The following is an 18784-nucleotide window of genomic DNA, read 5'->3' on the forward strand; positions in this document are numbered from 1 at the left end:
CTGCGAGTCGTACGCTGGGGTCCGGACGGGCGACGAGGAGGTCGACGTGGACGACCGGCAGCTGGCCGCGATCCCCCAGCGCCTGCGGGCCTCGTGGCTGCGCAGCGAGCGCTACGGCGTGCCCGAGGACGAGGTCCGCCCCGTCTTCACCGGCACGGTCGACACGTCGTCGTTGTTCTACGAGTGCGGCCACGAGGTGCTGCGCGGCCTGCACGCCACGTTGTCCAACGAGCCCATCAGCCTGATGATCACCGACAGCGAGGGCCTGGTGCTGACCCGGCTCTGCACCGACGCGGGCATCGTCCGCTCCCTCGACCGCGTCCACCTCGCGCCGGGCTTCTACTTCGCGGAGACCAACGCCGGCACGAACGGCCTGGGCCTCGCCCTCGCCGACCGCACCGCGTCGCTGGTCAGGGCCGACGAGCACTACTGCACGGGCCTGCGCGGCTACACGTGCGCGGCGGTGCCGGTGCTGGACCCGGTGAGCGGGGCGCTGGCCGGCAGCGTGAACCTCACGACGTGGTCCGACCAGTCGTCCGACCTGCTCCTGGCACTGGCCCAGGCCGCGGCGGGCACCACGGCGGCGCTGATGCTCGCCCGCACGTCCGGCCGCAAGGCGAGGCCGACCCCGCGCGGCGAGGTGTTCCGCGTCTACGCCGACCGGATCGAACCGCCCCGGCTCTCGGCCGCGTGGACCTCCGCGCTGGCGACCGCGGCCGACGCCATGCGCGAGGGCCGCGTCGTGGCGGTCGTCGGTGAGGCGGGAGCGGGCAAGACCGCGCTGGCCACCCTCGCCCGCCGCGCGGTCCGCCCCCGCGAACGCCTGCTCAACGCCCGTCCCCCGGCACCGGACGACGTGAGCTCGTGGCTGCGGCTGTGGACCCCGGAACTGGGCAAGGCCGACACGTGCGTCGTCGTCTCGGACGTGGACGCGCTGCCCGCGTGGGCCGCGTCCTCCCTCGCCCCGCTGCTCACCGGCTTCGCGCTGACCTCGTCCGGCCCGCTCCCGGAAGCGCTGGCACCGCTGGTCGACGTCGTGGTGGAGGCACCGGCGCTGCGCTACCGCCCCGACGACGTCCTGCCGCTGGCCCACTACTTCGCGCACCGCGACCGGGGCCGCGAGGTCACGTTCACCTCGGCCGCCGTGCGCGCGCTGCTGTCGTACGAGTGGCCGGAGAACACCCGGCAGCTGCGCCAGGTCGTGCGGATCGCCGCCGCCCGCTCCGACGTGGTCGACGTGCAGCACCTGCCCGCCGAGGTGTTCACGAGCGTCGGGCACCGGCTGAGCAGGCTGCAGGCCCTGGAACGGGACGAGATCGTCCGGTGCCTGACCGCGCCCGGCGCGACGATCGCGCAGGCGTCGGCGGAGCTCGGCATCGGGCGGGCGACGATCTACCGCAAGATGGCGCAGTACGGGATCAAGGCCGATCGGCTGAAGGGCTAGTCACCGCGTTGGCGATCCTCAGCGTCATCAGCTGCTGCGAGGCGTCGCGGACCGTGGGTGTGAACGAGTAGGCGATCCTGCGCTGCCCGTCCCGCGTCGAGAACATGCCCGCGTTGTAGCCGTACCACTCCCCCGTCTTGCCCCAGACCTCGATCCCGTTGATCGAGAACGTCTGCAGGCCGGTGGCGTACCGCGCGGGCGTACCGTCCACCATGGACACGGCAGGCAGTGTGAACATCTTGTCCAGCAAAGCTTGCGGCAGCAGTCGTCCAGCGAAGAGCGCCTCGGTGAACCGCGTGAGGTCGGCGGTCGTGGAGATCATGTCGCCCTCCCCGTGCGCCCGTGAGGAGTTGAAGTCGCTGACGTCGACCCGCTGTCCCGAGACGTCGAGGTAGCCGTGGACGTGCGCGCCGCGGATGCGCGTCTCGTCGCGACCGGGGAGGTACGTGCCGGTGAGGCAGAGCGGACGGGTGATCCGTTCCTCGACGTCCCGCGCGATGTCCCGGCCGGTGATCTTCTCGACGACCATCGTGGCGAGGAGGTAGTTGATGCCGCGGTACTCCTGCTTGGTGCCGGGCGTGAACTTCGGCTCGCCCTCGGGGATCAGGTCGCGGAGCTGCTGTGGCGTCCACCGGTCGTAGCGGTGTTCCAGCACCTTCGAGGGCGTGCTCAGGTCCGGGTAGCCGACCTCGTTCGGGATTCCGCTGGTGTGGTTGAGCAACTGGCCGACGGTGACCGCGTCCAGGGTCTGCGGGACGTCCGGAAAGTAGTGCCGGACCTTGGCGTCGAGGCTGAGCCTGCCCTCCGCCACCAGCTGCAGTGCGACGGTCGCGACGAAGACCTTGGTGACGCTGCCGATCCGGAACCGGTCGTCCGGCCTCACCGCGCGCCGTCCGTCGGCGAGGCCCGCCGTGCCGTACCAGCGGCCCGCGTCCCCGGCGACCCGCAGCTGCGCGGACGTCGCGACCGGGTTCCGCAGGTCGGAGATGGCCGCCTGCAACAGATCCGGCTGCAGCGGCGGTAACGGCGTCACGGCGACGACGGCCGCGATCAGGAGTGATTTCATGATCACCAACCTGCCGTGGTGATCATCGAACGGCCATGGTGCCGGCCCCCGCGGTCGCGGTGGGGCCGGCACCAGCAACCACTAGCGAACGGCGCGCACGCCGTTCTCGAAGAACGCCAGCCGGACCTCGCGGTCCACCGCCCGCTCCGGGTGGTCCATCAGCCCGAACGCCAGGCCGTCGGCGCTCGTGATGCCCGCGATGTCCTCGAACGACCCGTCCGGGTTCGAGTCCTTCTCGTACCGCAGCGCCACGCGGAACCCGGCCGTCTCGCTGCCCGGGTCGAACCGGCCCTCGCCGTGCGCGCACGGGAAGGACAGGGTCTGCCCGCCGAGGCCCGCGAGCCACGGGCTGTCGTTGTCGGTCTCGACGACGTGCCGCTGGTTCTCCTCGTTGCGGAACGTGCCGGCGCTGTTGACCTTGAGGCCCACCTTGCCGAAGCAGCCTCCGCGCACGGCGATCTGGAAGCCGTTGCAGATGCCGATCAACGGCCGGGTGCGGCACGCCTCGAACTGGTCCGCGAGGTGGCTGCGCAGCAACGCCGCCGCCACCGCGCCACCGCCGAGGTGGTCGCCGAACGAGAACCCACCGGGGATGCACAGGATGTCGGCGTCGTCGAGCCGGTCGGTGCCCGCCAGCAGGTCGGCCGCGAACCGCATCCGCGGCTCCGCGCCCACCTCGGCGAACGCGCGGACGGTCTCCTCCTGGCAGTTCGTGCCGGGCAGGTACAGGACGTTGACGGTCGGCTTCATGCGATCCTCGCCGTGAACGAGTTGAGCCAGCCGTCGCGCGCGGCCGGTGCGAACAGGTCGATGCCCTCGAGCAGGACGCCGGTGCCCTCGAGCGTGCCGAGGACGACCGGGTTCAGCTCGGCGGGCAGGGCGGCGACGTCCTCGGGGAAGACCTCGACGACGGCGCCGACGCGGTGCTCGGCGAAGAGCGACTCGGTGGTCGCGGACTCCAGCGCCACGCCGATGCCGCTCGCGAGCACGCCCTGGGCGAGCACGGCCGCGACGCCACCGGCGCCGATGCGGGCACCGCTGTGCATCACGGTGCGGCTCGCGGTGAGCGCGGCCAGGTAGCTGTCCACTTCGGACAGGTCCACCTCGTCGAGCGCGCCGACCGGCAGACCGAGCTTGCGCGCGGCGACCGTGCCGACCGGGGACGACGTCCGCAGGCCGATCTGCACCAGCACGTTGCCGGCCGTGGTCCACTGCTCGCGCAGCAGCCCGTCGCGGTGCGGGACCTTGCCGAGCGCGCTCAGGAACACCGCGGGCGGCACGCTGACCAGACCCTCGTCGGTCTGCACGGAACCGGCCGACGAGTCCTTGCCGGAGATCAGCGGCACGCCGAAGTGGCGCACCAGCCCGGCGAGCTCGTCCACCATGCCGACGAGCCACTCGCGCCAGTGCGGCGAGAGGTGCGGGGTGTAGAAGTTGTCGCACATGCAGATGTCCTTGACCGCGACACCGGCGAGCACCTGGCCCGCGACGGCCGCGCAGAACATCTGGCGGGTGGCGGCGACCGGGTCCGCGTCGAACATCCACGGGTTGAACGCGGTGTTGAGCACCGCCGCGGCCGGGGAGCCGTCGACCGGCGTCCCCGCCCAGTAGGCCGTGCGGACCGACTGCTCGGTGCCGTAGTGCGGGCCGTACCAGGTGTTGCCCTGGACCGTGGAGTCGTACTGCGAGTCGGCGAAGTGCTGCGAGGCGACCTCGGCGTCGGCGACGACCTCCTCCAGCAGCCCGGCGAGCTGCGTGGGCGCGAGCTCGGGCCACTCCACCTGCTCGGTCGGACGCGGCGGCGGGCCGACCTCGAACCGTTCGACCTCGATGTCGAGCAGGTCGTACGAGACGTCGAAGCCGAGCTCGCCCTGGTGTGCCGGGACGACGTCGGGGGCGCCCGCGATCAGCGCCTCCTCGGTCAGGTCGGGTGCGTGGAACACGTGGTAGCGCCCCGTGTCCGCGAACCTGCCGATGACCGTCGAGCGCACCATGTGGCGGTCGAGGATCTGCTTCGCGCGTTCCTGGTGCTGCGGCGGCACGGCGAGCAGCATGCGTTCCTGCGACTCGGACAGCAGGATCCGCCACATCGGCAGCGCCGCGGTCTTGAGCGGCACCAGCGCGGTGTTGATCCACACGCCGCAGGCCTCGCCGATCTCGCCGACGGCGCTGTTGAGGCCCGCGCCACCGACGTCGGTGAGCGCGCTCATGCAGCCCGCCTCGCGCAGCTCGATCAGCGCCTTGCGGAACTTGACCTGCTCCAGCGGCGCGCCGATCTGCACGGCGGCCGTGTCCATGACCGCACCGGCCGAGCTGGCCGACGCGCCGTGGATGCCCTCGTTGCCGGTCAGGCCGCCGATCAGCACGACGAAGTCGCCGGGCCGCGGCGTCCCGCGCTGCGCCGCCGACACGGGCAGCAGGCCGATGCTGCCGCCGAGCGCGAACGGCTTGGCGCGGTACGCGGGGTGGAACGTCATGCGCGACGACATCATCGGCACGCCGAAGGTGTTGCCGTACTCCTTGATCGCGCGGATCGTCTCGCCCGCGAGCCGCTTCGCGTCCGGCCGGCCCTTGATCGGCGCGGGCGCCTCGGGCTCGCCGATCGCGGTGTACTCGAAGCTGCCGATCGGGTCCGCGGACAGCCCCGTGCCGAGGATGTCGCGCAGCACGCCGCCGAGCTTCGTCAACTGTCCGAAGTAGCCGGAGATGGCCGACGGGCCGTTGTGCGTCTCGGCCTTGATGGCGATCGCGTGGCCGTCGTAGAAGTCCCAGACGCCCGCGTTGTCGTGGAACATGCTCAGCACGTTCGGGTTGTCGACGTCCTTGGCGGCCTGCACCAGGCGGCCGAGCAGGCTGCCGAGCGACTTCCACGTCGTGTGCGCGCAGTGGTCGCTCCACCGGGCGTCGAGCGCCTCCAGCAGCACGTCCGTGACGAACTCGTCCTTGAGCGTCTCCTGCACGTGCTGAACGTGCTTCATCTGCGCGAGCGACAGGTTCCGCCCACCCGCCGTGCCCAGCGCGGCGAGCTCGTCGTCGCCGAGCCCGCGCAGGTCGTACTGCACGGCCGACTCGTAGTGCCCCTGCGGCACGAGGGTGTCGTAGTGCGGTTCCTCGTCGTGCAGCTCTTCGATCGTCGGGTTGAACCGCGTGGCCACGACCAGGTCGCGCAGCTGCGGCGACGCCGACAGGTAGCCGGTCGCGACCTTGCCGGCCCGCGCCCGCACACCGAGCAGCCCGCACACCGTGACGATGGAGTCGCTCTCGTTGTCGACCACGCCGCGCTTGTAGGCGACCTGCACGGCCCCCGCGGGCAGCGGCTGGTCCAGCGAGACCTCGACGTCGAGCTGGTCGCCGAGCACGGCGGCCACCTCACCCAGCGCCGAGGCGTCCGGCGCCTCCTGGAACTCGACGTAGTAGTCGCGCCACACCTCGAGGTCGTCGAGGCCCCACGACCGGCCTAGCTCGCGGATGTCGGGCTCCGCTACCCCCGCGGAGCGAACCGAGAACTTGTGGATCAACAATCCTCCTGGAGCCGAACGGTCGGGGCCATTGTCCTCTGGCGGCGACCGCGCTCTCGGAAGCACCCAGGCAACCGGGCGAGGCCGCACTGCGACACCTGCAGCACCCTATGTCGTCGGCGTTGCCGGTCCCGCATCGGCGGAGGGCGACGCGCGTCACTCCACCGCGGGAAAGCGTCCGCTCAGCAGCGGCGTGCACCCGCTCTCGACATTCCGAGTGAAAAGGAATTCAGGTTGTCAACTTTTTGGCATTGATTGCGGGAATCCGACCAGGAATCGGTCACGAGGCGCATCCGTTCGACGAAAATCTCACCCAACTCGGTGAGCGTCCCGGAGCGCGCCAAAGAACGGAGTGCGGCACGGGTGGCGGTGCTCCAGCGGTCGAATTCCGCGCGTGCTTCCCGGTCGGTGTACCGGCTCCAGAAAGTGGACACGGCCAGATGTGCGTATACGCCCTGGAGAACGGCCACGGGTGGCCGCGGATCGGTGCGCCAGGCGACGTGCATGCGATACGGAGAAAGGCCGTCCACCAAAGGGAACAGATCCAGTAGTGCGGACAGCTTGCCGTGTTGCACCTCGTGCGCGAGGGCCACCGCCATCACCCTCGGGTCGTCCGGCAGGGACATGGCCACGCAGCCGAACGCGCTGGCGAAGGTGAGGGCCGCGTGGCCGGTGCCGGAAGTGGACAGCGGGGTCAGCACGGACAGGGTCGCGGCGATCTCCTCGGCCACCGGGCGGTGCCTCGTCACGAGCAGGCGCCAGGCGTCGGAGCAGCGCTCCCACCAGGCGTCCTCCTGCCCCGCCGGGAGGGTGTCGTGGGCTCTGACCTGGGCCGGGAGGTTCTGCTCCCCCGTGCCGTCGACGGCGAGGACCAGCGCGAGTCCGTCGTGCTCGACGCGCAGGCGGCCCACCGGGCGCCAGTGCTCGCCCGCCGCGCGGAGGTCCGCGCGGACCTCCCCGTCGGTCGCGACGCTGCCGGACGCCGTGGTCACGACCTGGACCGGGCGCGAGGTCGACGGCCGGAACGTGCCCAGCGACGGCAGCACCACCAGCGGTCCGCCGGGCACCTCGACGACGCCCTCGACGCCGGCGCGCACGCGGGCGGCGGCCAGGACGGCGGTGAGCTGCTCCGGGGTGGCGGGGGCGCCGGACTGCAGGCGGGCCGTCGTGCGCACCGCCCAGGCGCCGACGCGCGGGTAGTCGAGGACGGCGCGCAACGCGGCGGTGGGCACGGCCCTGAGCTGCTCGTACGTGCCGCGCACCAGGTCGGCGCCGGGGTGGCCGGAGCGTTCCGCCAGGCTGACCACGGCGTGGAGCAGCAGGACCGTGCGGCTGCGGCGCGCCCTGGCGAGCAGCTCGATCGCGGCCGGGCCGCCACCGCCGGCGGCCAGGTCGGCGAACATGGACGGATCCATCTCGTGCGTGGTCATCGAGCAACCCTGGGCAACGCCGCGATGTCGCGCACGACCCGTGCGCGCACATGCGTGATGAGGGCGTACAGGTCGTCGCAGTACACGGACGGATTGGCGAACGAACCGGCTCGGTAGCGGTGCGCGTAAACCCCGCCACCGCACACTTCGCGCAGGTCACAGCCGTCGCAGGCGGGCGGGGCCGACATCGTGGGGAAGCGCGCGGCGGCGGCGTCCAGCGACGACGAGCCGATGACCGCCCCGGTCGCGCCCGCCCCCTCGAACGCCGAGGTCAGCATGTCCGACACCTCGATCGCCCCGTCGGTCTCGATCACGACGCTCGCGGGCGGCGCCGTGCCGAAGCCCTCGACCGACGAGCCACCGCCCAGCAGCACGTTGATGATCTCCTCGAAGCCCCTGACCTGCGTCTCACCGCCGGAGTACCAGCGGTCGAACACCGCGGTCAGCCAGTCCGCGTAGGAGCCGGGAGGCGGCGGGGAGGACCAGTTCGCGTTCGGCAGCAGGAAGTCGACGCGGGGCGGCGCGAACGGCAGCAACGCCTCGTAGGTGCGCACCGGGTCGTTCGCCAGGTCCACCGTGCAGAGCAGGCCGCCGAAGATCGACCTCCCGCGGAGCAGCTCCAGCGCGGTGACCACAGCGTCGTAGCTCCCGCCGCCGTCGGGCCGCCGGCGGTGCCGGTCGTGCGCCTCGCGGTCGCCGTCGAGGCTCACCCCGACCCGAACCCCCAGGTCAGCGAGCACGTCCACGGTCGCGGCGTCGAGCAGGACGCCGTTCGTCTGCAGTGTGAACCGGGCGGGCACGACGGCCCCGATGACCCGCACGGCCTCCGCCAAGCGCTCCACCCCGGCCAGCAACGGTTCGCCGCCGTGCAGCACCACGTCGATCGAGGTGTGGCCGTGCGCGCGTACGTGCTCCTCGAGCCTCGACGCCACCTGCCGGATCACCGACGACGACATGGTGCGATCACGCATCCGCCAACGCTGGTCCCGCATCGTGTAGACGTAGCAGTGATCGCACGCGAGATCGCACCGCGCGTGCATCTTGAGGATCACCTGCCGGAATGGTCGCCCCACGTCGCACCGCTTCCGCCACGATTGATGGAATCTCCGCCCAGGTGGCCGATCGACACACCTCACGGATACCCCGATAATGCCGGACACCACCTCATCGGAGGATGGAATCACCCAATTAGATTGCGTCTTCCGCTAACGCGTCAAGGCCATCCACGGACATACTGTTGTCGGGCACCGCAATGGGGCGGAGGGGACGGCGCCGGGACATGGCAGACCAGCACGACGCCGGCTTGAAGTCGGATCTGGTCGATCTCAGCGAGGTCGATTTCGATCAGCTCGACGCACTGCCGCCCTCGGTTCTGACCAGATCTCTGCAACGGGTGCTGCGGGAAAACGCGTCGAACGTCGACCACTACGCGGCCTTCCAGAACACGATCTGACGAGAGCGCACGTGGAGCGACGATGACCGACGACCGACCCCCGCCCGGCAAACCGAGGATCGTCGCCTTCACCTCCCCGACCAACGGCGTCTGGCGCACCGAGGTCGTCGCGAACGTCGCGTGGACGCTCGCCGCCGCGGGCCGCCGGGTCGCCATCGCGGACTGGGGCAGCGACGCCCCGCACGTGCACGACTACCTCCAGCCGTTCCACGCCCGCTCGATGAGCGTGCGGGAGCTGCTCGACGAGGTGCTCGACGACACGAGGTTCAGCACGCCCGCGCGGGACCTGCTCTTCGACGAGAAGGCCTACCCGCACATGGAGGCCCGCCGCTACGAGCTGCCCGGTGGTCTCGGCCGCGTCGACGTCCTCGCCTCACCGGACCCCGGAACGCCGGTGCGCGGGTTCGACCCGCAGGACCGCGACCTCGGCGAGGTCGAGTCGCTGCGCGCGGGCATCCAGCGCTCGGCCTACGACCACGTCCTGATCGACTCGCCCGCGGCCCTCTCCCCCGAGTTGGCCGCCAAGCTGGCGCGGCTGAGCGACGTCGTCGCGGTCTGCTTCGAGCCGCTCAACAGCAGCATCCGGAACGCGGCGCGGTTCGCCGGCGAGGTGTGGAACGCCACCCCGGTCACCATCAAGGTCGTGGCGGTGCCGGTGCGCCTCGACGAGGCGGACAAGGAGCGGGCCGAACGCACGCTCTCCGTGGTCACCTCGGCGTTCGACTCGCTGCTCGCCCAGGAGGCCGACGAGTACGGCCGGACCATGGCCGCGGAGGTCGTGGCGATCCCGCCGCACGACGGGGGCTCGCTCGCGGAGACGCTCGCCGTGCTCGCCCACGACGACGCCGCCCAGCCGGAGGCGTACCAGCGGCTGGTCACGGCGATCGGCGGTCCGGCGGCGGTCCCGCGCACGCTCGCCGTCGACCTGCTGGAGAGCTACCGGCGCAGCGTCGGGCTGCTGCCCACCCTGGTCTCGCTGCGGTGGGCACCGCAGGACCGGCCCTGGGCCGACTGGGTGCGCTCGCAGCTGATCGCGGCCGGAGCCCAGATCGCGGACACGGCCGACGCGTCCGGCACCACGCTCGTGCGGCTGTGCTCGCGGCACCCGCTGCCCCCGGCGAACGGCCGGGTCGTGACGATCGCGGTCGACGACACCGAACCGCCGCCCGGCGGCACGCGGGTGTCGATCGCGGGCCTCGACGAGGGCAACGCCCGCACCCGCCTGCTCGAAGCGCTCTCGTTCGTGCCGGGCGCCGCGGGCGCGGGCACCCGCTACCCGCTCACCGTCAGCCGCAACCAGCGCAACCTGCCACCCCGCCTCGCCCTGTTCGCGGGCCGCGGCACCGAGCTGGAGGCGATGCGCGACGCCCTCACCGGCGCGGACACCCCGGTCACGTGGTGGCTCACCGGCGCGGCCGGGGTGGGCAAGAGCGAGCTGGCCAAGGAGTACGCCCACCGGTTCGAGTTCGACTACGAGCACGTCTGGTGGATCCCCGCCCGCGACCGCAGGTCCGTCACGGAGGGCCTCGCGGGCCTGGCGCGCGTGCTGGGCGTCCCGGCGGAGAACCAGGTGACGCACAAGGTCCTGGACGTGCTGCGCCGGGCCGACGAGTCCAAGCGCTGGCTGCTCGTCTACGACGGCGCCGACGATCCCGGGGTGCTCGACGGGCTGGTGCCCACGCGCGGCTGCGGCCACGTCGTCGTCACCTCGCGCGCCCGGCCCGAGCACGCCGAGCCGGTCGTGCTCGGCCCGTTCGCACCGGCCGACAGCATCGAGTACCTGCGCCGCTCGCTCACCGACGTCGGCGAGGAGGACCTGCGCGAGGTCGCGGCCCGCGTCGCGCACGAACCCCTCGCGCTGCGGCTCGCGCGGGCGTGGATCGTGCAGACCGCCCGGCTCGGGCGGCAGCAGGCCGACCGCCGCGAGAACGCCGAGATCCGTGCGGCACAGGAGTTCTGCGCCCTCGCCGACGCGCTCGGGGACGGCGACCCGATCGCCCGCGCGGTCCGCCTCACCGTGAACACCCTGGAGCAGGCGGACCTCGGCCGGTCGACCCTGCGGGTGGCCGCCGTCTGCTCGTTCCTCGCGAGCGAGGGCATCGCGCTCTCCCTGCTGCACAAGGTCTCCGTCCTCGCGGCGGTCTCCGACGCGCTGGACGACGTCGAGCTCGACGGTCTGCTGTGGCACGGCGTCTGCTACGGGATCTTCCACGTCCACTGGCGCAGGCCGGGCACGGTGGCCGCGCACCCGCTCGTGCTCGCGCACATCGCCGAGCTGACGCCCGCCGACGAACTGGCCGCCGTCCACACGGCCGTGCAGGAGGGCCTGGCCGCGACCGCGCCGTCGGAGAGCGAGCTCGACCAGGCCTGCCCCGACGAGATGCGGGAGCTCACCCGGCACATCGTGCCGAGCGGCGCCCCGGCGTCCCGCTCGCTCGCGGTGCGGCGCTGGCTGGTCAGCCAGATGGGCTACTTCCTGCGCGAGGGCGACCACGAGGCGTGGCTCTTCGCGACGACGTTGTGCGAGCGGCTGCTGGAGACGTGGCCGGAGGACGAGGCACCGGGGCTGCGCATGCGGTTGCGGTTCCACCTCGGCAACCTCTACCGGTCGCTGAACCGGCCGACGGACGCGCTCGCGGTGGACGAGCGTCTGCTCGCGGACCAGCGCCGGATCCTCGGCCGCGACCACCCCAGGACGTTGCGCACGGCCCGCGGTGTCGCGCACGGCCAGCGGGTGCTCGGCCTGTTCGGCGAGGCGCTGGCGGAGGAGCAGGCAACGGTGCGCGGCTTCCGCCGGGTGCTGGGCGAGAACCACCCGGACACGTTGCGCGCCACCAACAACCTGGCGCAGTCGCTGTTCCTCGCGGGCGAGCCCGGCCGGGCTCTCGAGGTCCAGCGGGCCAACCGCGACCGCCGGCTCGACGTCCTCGGACCCACCAGCCTCGACGTCTGGTGGTCGACCTGCAGCATCGGCACTTACCTGCGCGAACTGGGCCGCTACGACGAGGCGTGGAACGAGCTGCAGTCGGCCAAGCAGCGGGTCGCGCAGCTCGACGGCGCGCCGCGGCACCTGCTGCGGATCAAGTGGAACCAGGCGATCATCCAGCGGTGCCGGGGCAACAGCGCCACCGCGAAGGCCACGACGTGGGAGGTGCTGACCGAGTACCGCCAGACGTTCGGCGAGAGCCACCCGGACACGCGGGCGTGCAAGCTCAGCTTCGCCGCCAACCACTTCGCGGTGGGCGAGTTCGACGTCGCGGTCGACCAGGCCCGCGACTGCCTCAACGGCTACTGGAAGCACATCGGTCCCTTCCACGCGTTCGCGCTCATGTGCCAGCTCGACCTCGCGATCTTCGAGCACTGGCTCGGCCGCGCACCGGAAACGGCGCTGCTGCAGGTGAAGGAGGCCCGCTCGGGCCTGGTGACGAGACTCGGCGACGTGCACCCGTGGGCCCTGGCCGGCCGTCTGGCGCACGCCGTGGTGCTCGCCCGCACCTCGGACACCGACCTGGGGTCGCAACTGCTCGAAGAGGTGCACGAGGACTGCGTGGAGTACCTCGGCACGACCCACCCGACGACGAAGACGGCGGCCGCGAACCTCGCGGTCTCCACGAACAAGTGGCAGTGCGTGGTGCTCGACGTACCCGAGATGTGAAGGAGGCGGCCGAAGTGACTTCACCACACGTCCACAAAGGACCGCACGTCGACACCGCGTGGGACGACGTCGTCGAGGTGTTGCAGGACGCGATGACCGGGGACCACCTGTTGTGCCACCTGGGGCACTACACGGACGGCCGGACGGACGTCACCGCCGACCTGCTCGGCACGGACCCGGAGCACGCCGAGTGCCACCGCGACGACTACGTGCGGACGGCGCGCATGGTCAGCACACTCGTGGGCGAGCTCGAACGCGAGCTGCTCCCGGCGCGCACCGGGTCCCTGATCCGGGTGGTGCTGCAGGCGGCCACGGGCGCGGTGTACTGCGACTCCGTGGTGCCGGACCAGCACCTGATCGGGTTCGCCCGCCACGACGAGCAGCCGGAACCCGTGACGTGGAGCGAGGTCCGCGCCGTGAGGGAGGCCGACAGGCGCACCTCCTCGATCGCGACCGACCTGCGGCTCAGGGTGTCCCGCCAGGCCCTGAACCTCGGCGGCTGGCTCACCGAACGGCTGCCGGACTCCGACGCCGACCCCGCGGTGGTGCCGGTCGCGCCGCCCGGCGCGGTGCACACGTCCGGCGACGCGAGCGGCCCGGTCGCCGAGCAGTGCCTGAAGGTCGTCGACCCGCGCGACCTGCACCTCGTGTCGTGGTGGGCCGACGACGAGCCGGTGTTCACCGCCGACGTGTTCGAGGACCCGAAGGTGCGCAGGTTCTTCAGCGGGAGCATCAGCACGGCGCAGCGCCGCCGGTTCTACGACGCGCTGGGCGGGCGGCTGCCGTCGGTGGTGTCGCAGTTCGGCCGGATGTGCCGAAAGGTGCTCGGCGGGCGGCTGGAACGCGTGGTGCTCGACGTGGAGCAGGGTGCGATCTGCTACCTGCGCGTGCGGCCCCGGGAGTACCTGGTCGGCGTCACGCTGAGCCAGAACGAGGTCTCGCCGTCCGACGACAAGGTCTCGCGGCTCGGCGTCATCGTCCGGTCGCTGCGATGACGACGACCGGCGCGTTCAGCGCGACGATGCGACGGCTGCTGCTGCTCCTGGTGGCGGTCGGCGCGGGCTGGGTGCTGGCGCGCACCACCGGGCAGGACGAGGTGACGTCGTCCGGCTGGTACTTCACGGCGGCCACGGCACTGCTCGCGATCGGCCTGTACGGCAGCACGTTCGGCATCGACCTCGCGGACGTGCGCCGGCACCTGAGGATCGTCGTCACCGCCGTGACCGTGGGCGTGCTGGTGAAGGCCGCGCTCGTCACGACGGTCATGTGGCTCTCGTTCTCCACGCCCGCGTACCTGGTGCTGGGCATCGCGGTGGCGCAGATCGACCCCCTGTCGACCGCGGCGGCGATGAGGTCGTCCCGGCTGTCGCAGCGGGCGAAGAGCGTGCTGGCCGCGTGGGCCGCGTTCGACGACCCGATCACCATGCTGCTCACGATCTACCTCTCCGCGCTGGCGTTGCGGGCGCAGGGCGTCACCACGGGCGGCGCGCTGGCGCAGGGCGGGCTGTTCTCCTTCGGCACCAACGTGATCGCGAACCTGGCGCTGGCCGCCGCGGGCATCGGGGTGTGGTGGCTGCTGTCGCTCGTCCGGCACGACCGCGTCCGGCTGGTGGTGCGGCTGGTGCTCGTGGTCGCGGTGCTCGCGGTCGGCGTGTGGCAGTTCCTGCTGTTCGGCGTGGCGGTCTTCGGCCTGGTGGCCCGGCCGCCGATCGCGGCCGTGCTGGACCGGGTGACGCGGGTGGCGTTCCTGACGGCCTCGGTGCTGCTCGGGTTCCTGCTCGTCGGCGGAGTCCTGGTGCCGCAGGGGATCGTGCTCGGCCTGGCGGCGTTCGGCGCGCAGGTGCTGGTGGGCCTCGTGATCACGGGCGGGCTCGCGCGCCGCGACCGCACCTCCATCGCGTTCGCCCAGCAGAACGGGATCACCGCTATCGTCCTGGTGCTGCTGCTGGAACCGGAGTTCCCCGGCACGGCCGCCGTCGTCGCCCCGGCCATCCTGGTGGTCAACACCCTGCACGGCGTGTTCACCGGGTTCTGCGAGAACTACGGCGACCGCGTGGTGGCCCTGCTCACCGGCCCTCCGCGACCGACTCGAGCACGGCCGCCTGGACTTGGCCGCTCAGGAGGTTGAACACCTCCTGGGCCTCGCCGATCTGGGCCGGCAGCAGCACGTTGCCGTCGACCAGCTGCGGGCTGAACCCGTCGAGGTCCTCCAGCCGGTAGAACGGGATGTACTCGTAGACGGTGTCGTAGGCGCGGCACAGCGCGCTCAGCCTGTCCTTGTCTACCGGGTACGGCCCGCCGGACGAGCTCGGCACGTACGAGCGGTACCACTCGTTGATGCTGTCCCGGAACGTGATCAGCAGCGTCCGCAGCAGCGCGCCCACGCCCACGGCGGAGAACAGGTGCGGTGACCGCAGCTGCGCGCGCACCGCGACGCGGGCGTCGATCGCGTTCGCCGAGTCCCCGGCCGCGGCGGCGAACACGGTGCGCAGCGTGGCGTCGACCTGGTCCAGTCCGTCCAAAAGGGACTGCGCGGTGGTGAACAGCGCCATCACCGAGGGCGGCAGGCGCAGCGGCGGCGACTCCGCGACGGCGGCGGTCCGGTCCGCGCTGCCGAGCTCGGTGAGCTCGCGCTGGATCTGACCGAGCGACCGCTCCGACGAGGACCGCATGGCGGTCAGCGACTTCAGCGCCTGCTCCAGCATCCGCTGGGTGTTGGCCTGCTGCCGGCCGAGACGCCGGAACCGCTCCTCCCCCAGCGCGAGCGCGTCGTCGCGGTCGAGCAGCCGCAGCTGCCGTTCCAGCACGGAGGACAGCGTCTCGGTGAACGTCCAGTGGTCGTAGGAGATCGGCTCCTCGCTGAACGCCTCGCCGAGTTCCGAGACGAAGTCGGCGTTCAGCAGCCCGACGACGATGAGCAGCACCTGCCGTTGCTCGGCGGCGGTCTGCAGGAACGTCGCCCGGCTGACCAGCGCGTCGCAGTCGGCCTGCGTGAGCACGGTGTCGGTGAGCACCAGCGCGCAGCCGGCGCCCTCCTCGTCCCCGTACGGCACCCAGTAGTCGGCGCGGGAGTCCGTCTGCGGGTCCATCCAGTGGTCGCGCTCGTAGTTGAGGCCGAGCGCGGCCAGCACCTGCCGGATCTCGTTGCGCACGTGGTCGGTGCTGCGGGCGCCCGCCTGGTCCCGCGCGACCTTGCGCACCATGGCCTCGCTGACCCGCGCCCGGGACGGGTCGCGCGGGCTCAGGTCCATCGCGTGGCGGTAGAGGTGGTTGCACAGCCGGATGATGCGGCGGGCGTTGCCGTCGGTGAGCTTCACCAGGTACCGCACGGTGTCCTCGGTGAACGGGTGCAGCACGCGGCCGCGGCCGATCGCCTCCTGGCTCTGCCGGATGTACTCGATCGCGTGGTCGGCGGTCAGCGGTGAGACGAGGATCGTGCGGCCGATGCGCTGCTGCACCGTGCCGCCCAGCTCGTCGAGGTAGTCGGGCAGCCCGGCGAGGACCAGCAGCGCCTGCGCGCCCGCGAAGACGCGGATCAGCTTCTCGAACGCGTCGACGGCGTTCTCGGTCGGCTTGCGGGTGGCCGAGACGACCTTGTTCATCTCGTCGATCGCCAGCATGAACTTGCGCTCGCGCGTGCTGTAGAGCAGGGCGATGACGCCCATGGCCTCCAGCGCGAGTTCCTCGGTGGCGATGGGGGTGTCGACGCCGCGGTCGACCAGCACCGGGTCGGGGTGGTGGCCGGACAGCCACTCCCAGGCGGCGTCGGCGAAGTCGTGCCGCAGCAGCAACGGCAGGACGATGCCGAACGCGCGGTTGCGCGTGACCGCCTCCAGCCGCTCGCGCAGGCGCGTGAGGTACTTGCTGCCCATGAGGTTCAGCCGGTCGGACACCTCGACGGGGTCGGCGTCGCCGGAGCGCAGGCGGTGCGCGATCCCGGCGGTGAGCTCCGACTCGCCCAGCGCGTCGGCGAGCACGTCGGCGTAGAACTCGCGCACCCGCGCGCAGACGTCGTCGCGGCGCAGTTCCGTGCCGATGAGCTGCTTGTAGAGGTCGACGAACGTGGCCGGCCGCGCCTCCAGGAACGCGACCCGCGGCCGCCACCGCTCCGGGGCGCTCAGCGCGTGGTGCAGCACGGCGCCGACGAGGTGGCTCTTGCCCGTGCCGTACTCGCCGACGATCGCGATCACCGTGCCCGACGGCAGCGTCGAGGGCCGCAGGAAGCTGTCGACGATGCTGACGGCCTCGGTGATCGACGGCGTCGGGATGGAGACCGTGCCGGCGGAGAACTCGCGCGGCTTCGCGACCGCCGCCATCAGGAACGGGTTGTCGCTGGGGGCTGGACCAGGGTGCTCGCTCATCACGTCGTTCCCCGCCTGAAGTAGAAATCAGTGATGGTGCTGTAGGTCACCTCGTCCGTCAGGCCGGAGCCTAACGAACCCGAATTCGCGCGCTCCGCCAGAATCTCCTCGAACAGCCCGTAGAGGAGATTGTGTAACTCACCGATCGAGAACTCCTTGGCCCTGATCACCGCACGTATCGTTTCCTGTGACACGAACGGGTGTTTCTCACCATCCGCCGAGTGGCAGTTCCGGGCCTGCACGAACGCCCACCCGTCGTCCGGTTCCAGCTTGCCGACCTCCAGCTGGACCGGTGTCGACCCCCGGCAGGCGTCCCGGATCTTCGGCCAGTGCGCCCGCACTGCCTCGATCTGCCGGCTTTCCACGAGGAAGACGATGTTCTTGTGCGTCCAGTGCGCGTAGTCCTCGACCTCCTGCTCGATTTCGACGCGCGGCAGCAGGAGCACGACGACGGTGTCGCCCAGGACGAACTTGCTGAGGTAGAGGTAACCGAGTTTGAGATCGCGGCCGCGCAGTTTCTCCCGGTGGTGCGGCTTGATCATGTCGCGGTTCTCGAGCTCGTCGATCAGGCACTCGTAGACCGCGTTCTCACGCACCTCGACGGAATCGCTGTCGCGGCAGGCGTCCACGAAGGAGAGCACCAGGCACTGGCCTTTCCCCTGCCCGCGCAGAACGGTTTTGAGGTGCGTCGCGCACCGGTTGAGCAACGACGTCTTGCCGCAGCCGTCCCAGCCGACCGCGACCACGAGCCGTCCGGTGACGCGGATCAGCGAGGCGTCCCCGATCGCGTCCTTGAACTGCTCGAAGGCGGCCAGGGTGTGGTCGACCGGCACGTAGTACCGCTCGTGCGCCGGATCGGTGTGCGGGCACAGGGGGCCGGGGCCGTCGCCCCCTGCGGGCACGAGGTAGGGGTTCATCGGCGCGCCACCTCGGCCTCGCGGAAGTCCGTGCGCCGGAACAACTTCTCCGCGTCGGCGGGCCGTTCCAGCGCTCGGGCGAGCACCTCGACCCGGCCGTCGATCCCCACGGCGGCCGCGGTCAGCGCGTCGGCGCGCGGGCGCAACTCGGTGCGGTCGCGGTCGAAGTCCCAGCCGTCCTCCACGGTCTCGCCGAAGGCCGCGAGCTCCGTCCGCAGCGTGCGCGGCGCCGTCCAGTCCGGCCACAGCAGCGCCGCCACCGCGACCTGGTTCGCGAGCAGGTCGCGCCGCCGCCACACCTCGGCGGCCGACGGGGGTGTGCCGTCCGCGCTGCCCCGCAGCCGGACGTCACCGTAGTCGCGCACGGCGGCGACGAACTCGCCGCTGGCCGTCCTGAGCGCGACCGCCTGCTGCTTCCCGCGGGTGCGGTCGTCGCGCCGGTTCGCGGTGTACCAGGCCACCCACGCGCCGACCAGCGCGGAGAAAAGACTTGTCGCGACGGTGAGAAGGGTGGTCAGCCACGCCGGGGTCGACGCCGGTTTCATCACCGGTTCGGACAACGCGGCGCAAGCCTTCACGAAATTCGTCCGGTACCCGTCGCGCCATTCGTCGAACGACAGCGTTTTACCGCCGACGACCACCTTGTTTCCAAAAGAAGTGGAATCCACCAGTCGCAACGCGGCCGCGGCCTGCAAGGTCTCCTGTTGTCGCGCGGGGGCGGCGCAATGGACGACGGCGGCGTCGGAAATCGTGGGAGCGGTACCACATCCGGCCGGTAACAGCAGCAGGACGAGGAGGGTCATCCGGCCGGCCATGCGACCTCCCCCACGTCCCAGCACGTCAGCGCACACGTTCTGCATGTCGTTCCTGCTTCCACCCGCGTAACGCCGCGACACCGATCGTGTACGCAATCGCGCGCGAATTCGATAGGTTTGCTCGA

At 71.6% G+C, this 18784-nt stretch carries 13 protein-coding genes; 5 read left to right on the forward strand and 8 right to left on the reverse strand.

What is annotated here, in order from left to right:
• The first annotated feature begins 46 nt into the window (after window positions 1–46).
• Complete coding sequence (locus tag ABZX02_RS06600; protein ID WP_355295490.1) at window positions 47–1444, forward strand: helix-turn-helix domain-containing protein; 1398 nt, start codon at window positions 47–49, stop codon at window positions 1442–1444.
• Here the strand turns inward: ABZX02_RS06600 and ABZX02_RS06605 are convergent.
• The 5 genes from ABZX02_RS06605 to ABZX02_RS06625 all read right to left on the reverse strand — a co-directional run bounded on the left by ABZX02_RS06605 (window position 1419) and on the right by ABZX02_RS06625 (window position 8531).
• Window positions 1419–2510, reverse strand: a complete 1092-nt coding sequence (locus ABZX02_RS06605; protein WP_355295492.1) for a serine hydrolase domain-containing protein — start codon at window positions 2508–2510, stop codon at window positions 1419–1421. The two genes, ABZX02_RS06600 and ABZX02_RS06605, sit on opposite strands and share 26 nt — an antisense overlap.
• Before the next feature lie 81 nt (window positions 2511–2591).
• A complete protein-coding gene (locus ABZX02_RS06610) occupies window positions 2592–3260 on the reverse strand; it encodes a phosphoribosylformylglycinamidine synthase subunit PurQ (protein ID WP_355295494.1) in 669 nt (222 codons plus the stop codon).
• The gene (locus ABZX02_RS06615) at window positions 3257–6028 is read right to left on the reverse strand and encodes an AIR synthase-related protein (protein WP_355295496.1); all 2772 of its coding nucleotides are present in this window, start codon (window positions 6026–6028) and stop codon (window positions 3257–3259) included. The genes ABZX02_RS06610 and ABZX02_RS06615 overlap by 4 nt, the downstream gene beginning before the upstream one ends.
• Before the next feature lie 182 nt (window positions 6029–6210).
• Window positions 6211–7458 (reverse strand): HEXXH motif-containing putative peptide modification protein, encoded by a 1248-nt coding sequence (locus tag ABZX02_RS06620; RefSeq protein WP_355295498.1) that lies wholly within the window; start codon window positions 7456–7458, stop codon window positions 6211–6213.
• Window positions 7455–8531, reverse strand: coding sequence for an FxsB family cyclophane-forming radical SAM/SPASM peptide maturase (locus ABZX02_RS06625; protein WP_355295500.1), 1077 nt, complete (start codon window positions 8529–8531; stop codon window positions 7455–7457). Before ABZX02_RS06625 ends, ABZX02_RS06620 begins: the two co-directional genes overlap by 4 nt.
• A 206-nt stretch (window positions 8532–8737) precedes the next feature.
• On the opposite strand from ABZX02_RS06625, the gene fxsA reads away from it, so the two are divergent.
• The 4 genes from fxsA to ABZX02_RS06645 are packed head-to-tail and all read left to right on the forward strand — an operon-like array spanning window position 8738 to window position 14694.
• Window positions 8738–8911: an FxSxx-COOH cyclophane-containing RiPP peptide gene (fxsA, locus tag ABZX02_RS06630; protein ID WP_355295501.1), complete on the forward strand. Its 174-nt coding sequence runs from the start codon at window positions 8738–8740 to the stop codon at window positions 8909–8911.
• 22 nt (window positions 8912–8933) lie between these two features.
• Window positions 8934–12566, forward strand: a complete 3633-nt coding sequence (gene fxsT, locus ABZX02_RS06635; protein WP_355295503.1) for an FxSxx-COOH system tetratricopeptide repeat protein — start codon at window positions 8934–8936, stop codon at window positions 12564–12566.
• Between the two features lie 14 nt (window positions 12567–12580).
• Window positions 12581–13561, forward strand: a complete 981-nt coding sequence (locus ABZX02_RS06640) for a hypothetical protein (protein WP_355295505.1) — start codon at window positions 12581–12583, stop codon at window positions 13559–13561.
• Complete coding sequence (locus ABZX02_RS06645) at window positions 13558–14694, forward strand: cation:proton antiporter (RefSeq protein WP_355295507.1); 1137 nt, start codon at window positions 13558–13560, stop codon at window positions 14692–14694. The genes ABZX02_RS06640 and ABZX02_RS06645 overlap by 4 nt, the downstream gene beginning before the upstream one ends.
• On the opposite strand, the gene ABZX02_RS06650 is transcribed toward ABZX02_RS06645, so the two are convergent.
• The 3 genes from ABZX02_RS06650 to ABZX02_RS06660 all read right to left on the reverse strand — a co-directional run bounded on the left by ABZX02_RS06650 (window position 14633) and on the right by ABZX02_RS06660 (window position 18704).
• On the reverse strand, window positions 14633–16927 hold the full coding sequence (locus tag ABZX02_RS06650) for a hypothetical protein (protein WP_355295509.1): 2295 nt from the start codon (window positions 16925–16927) through the stop codon (window positions 14633–14635). The two genes, ABZX02_RS06645 and ABZX02_RS06650, sit on opposite strands and share 62 nt — an antisense overlap.
• Entirely contained in the window at window positions 16927–17760 is an 834-nt protein-coding gene (locus tag ABZX02_RS06655) for a hypothetical protein (protein ID WP_355295511.1), read from the reverse strand. The genes ABZX02_RS06650 and ABZX02_RS06655 overlap by 1 nt, the downstream gene beginning before the upstream one ends.
• Before the next feature lie 80 nt (window positions 17761–17840).
• Complete coding sequence (locus ABZX02_RS06660; RefSeq protein WP_355295513.1) at window positions 17841–18704, reverse strand: hypothetical protein; 864 nt, start codon at window positions 18702–18704, stop codon at window positions 17841–17843.
• Between the last annotated feature and the right edge of the window lie 80 nt (window positions 18705–18784).

Origin of the sequence: Lentzea sp. NPDC003310 (assembly GCF_040610935.1) — a bacterium.
GTDB lineage: Bacteria > Actinomycetota > Actinomycetes > Mycobacteriales > Pseudonocardiaceae > Lentzea.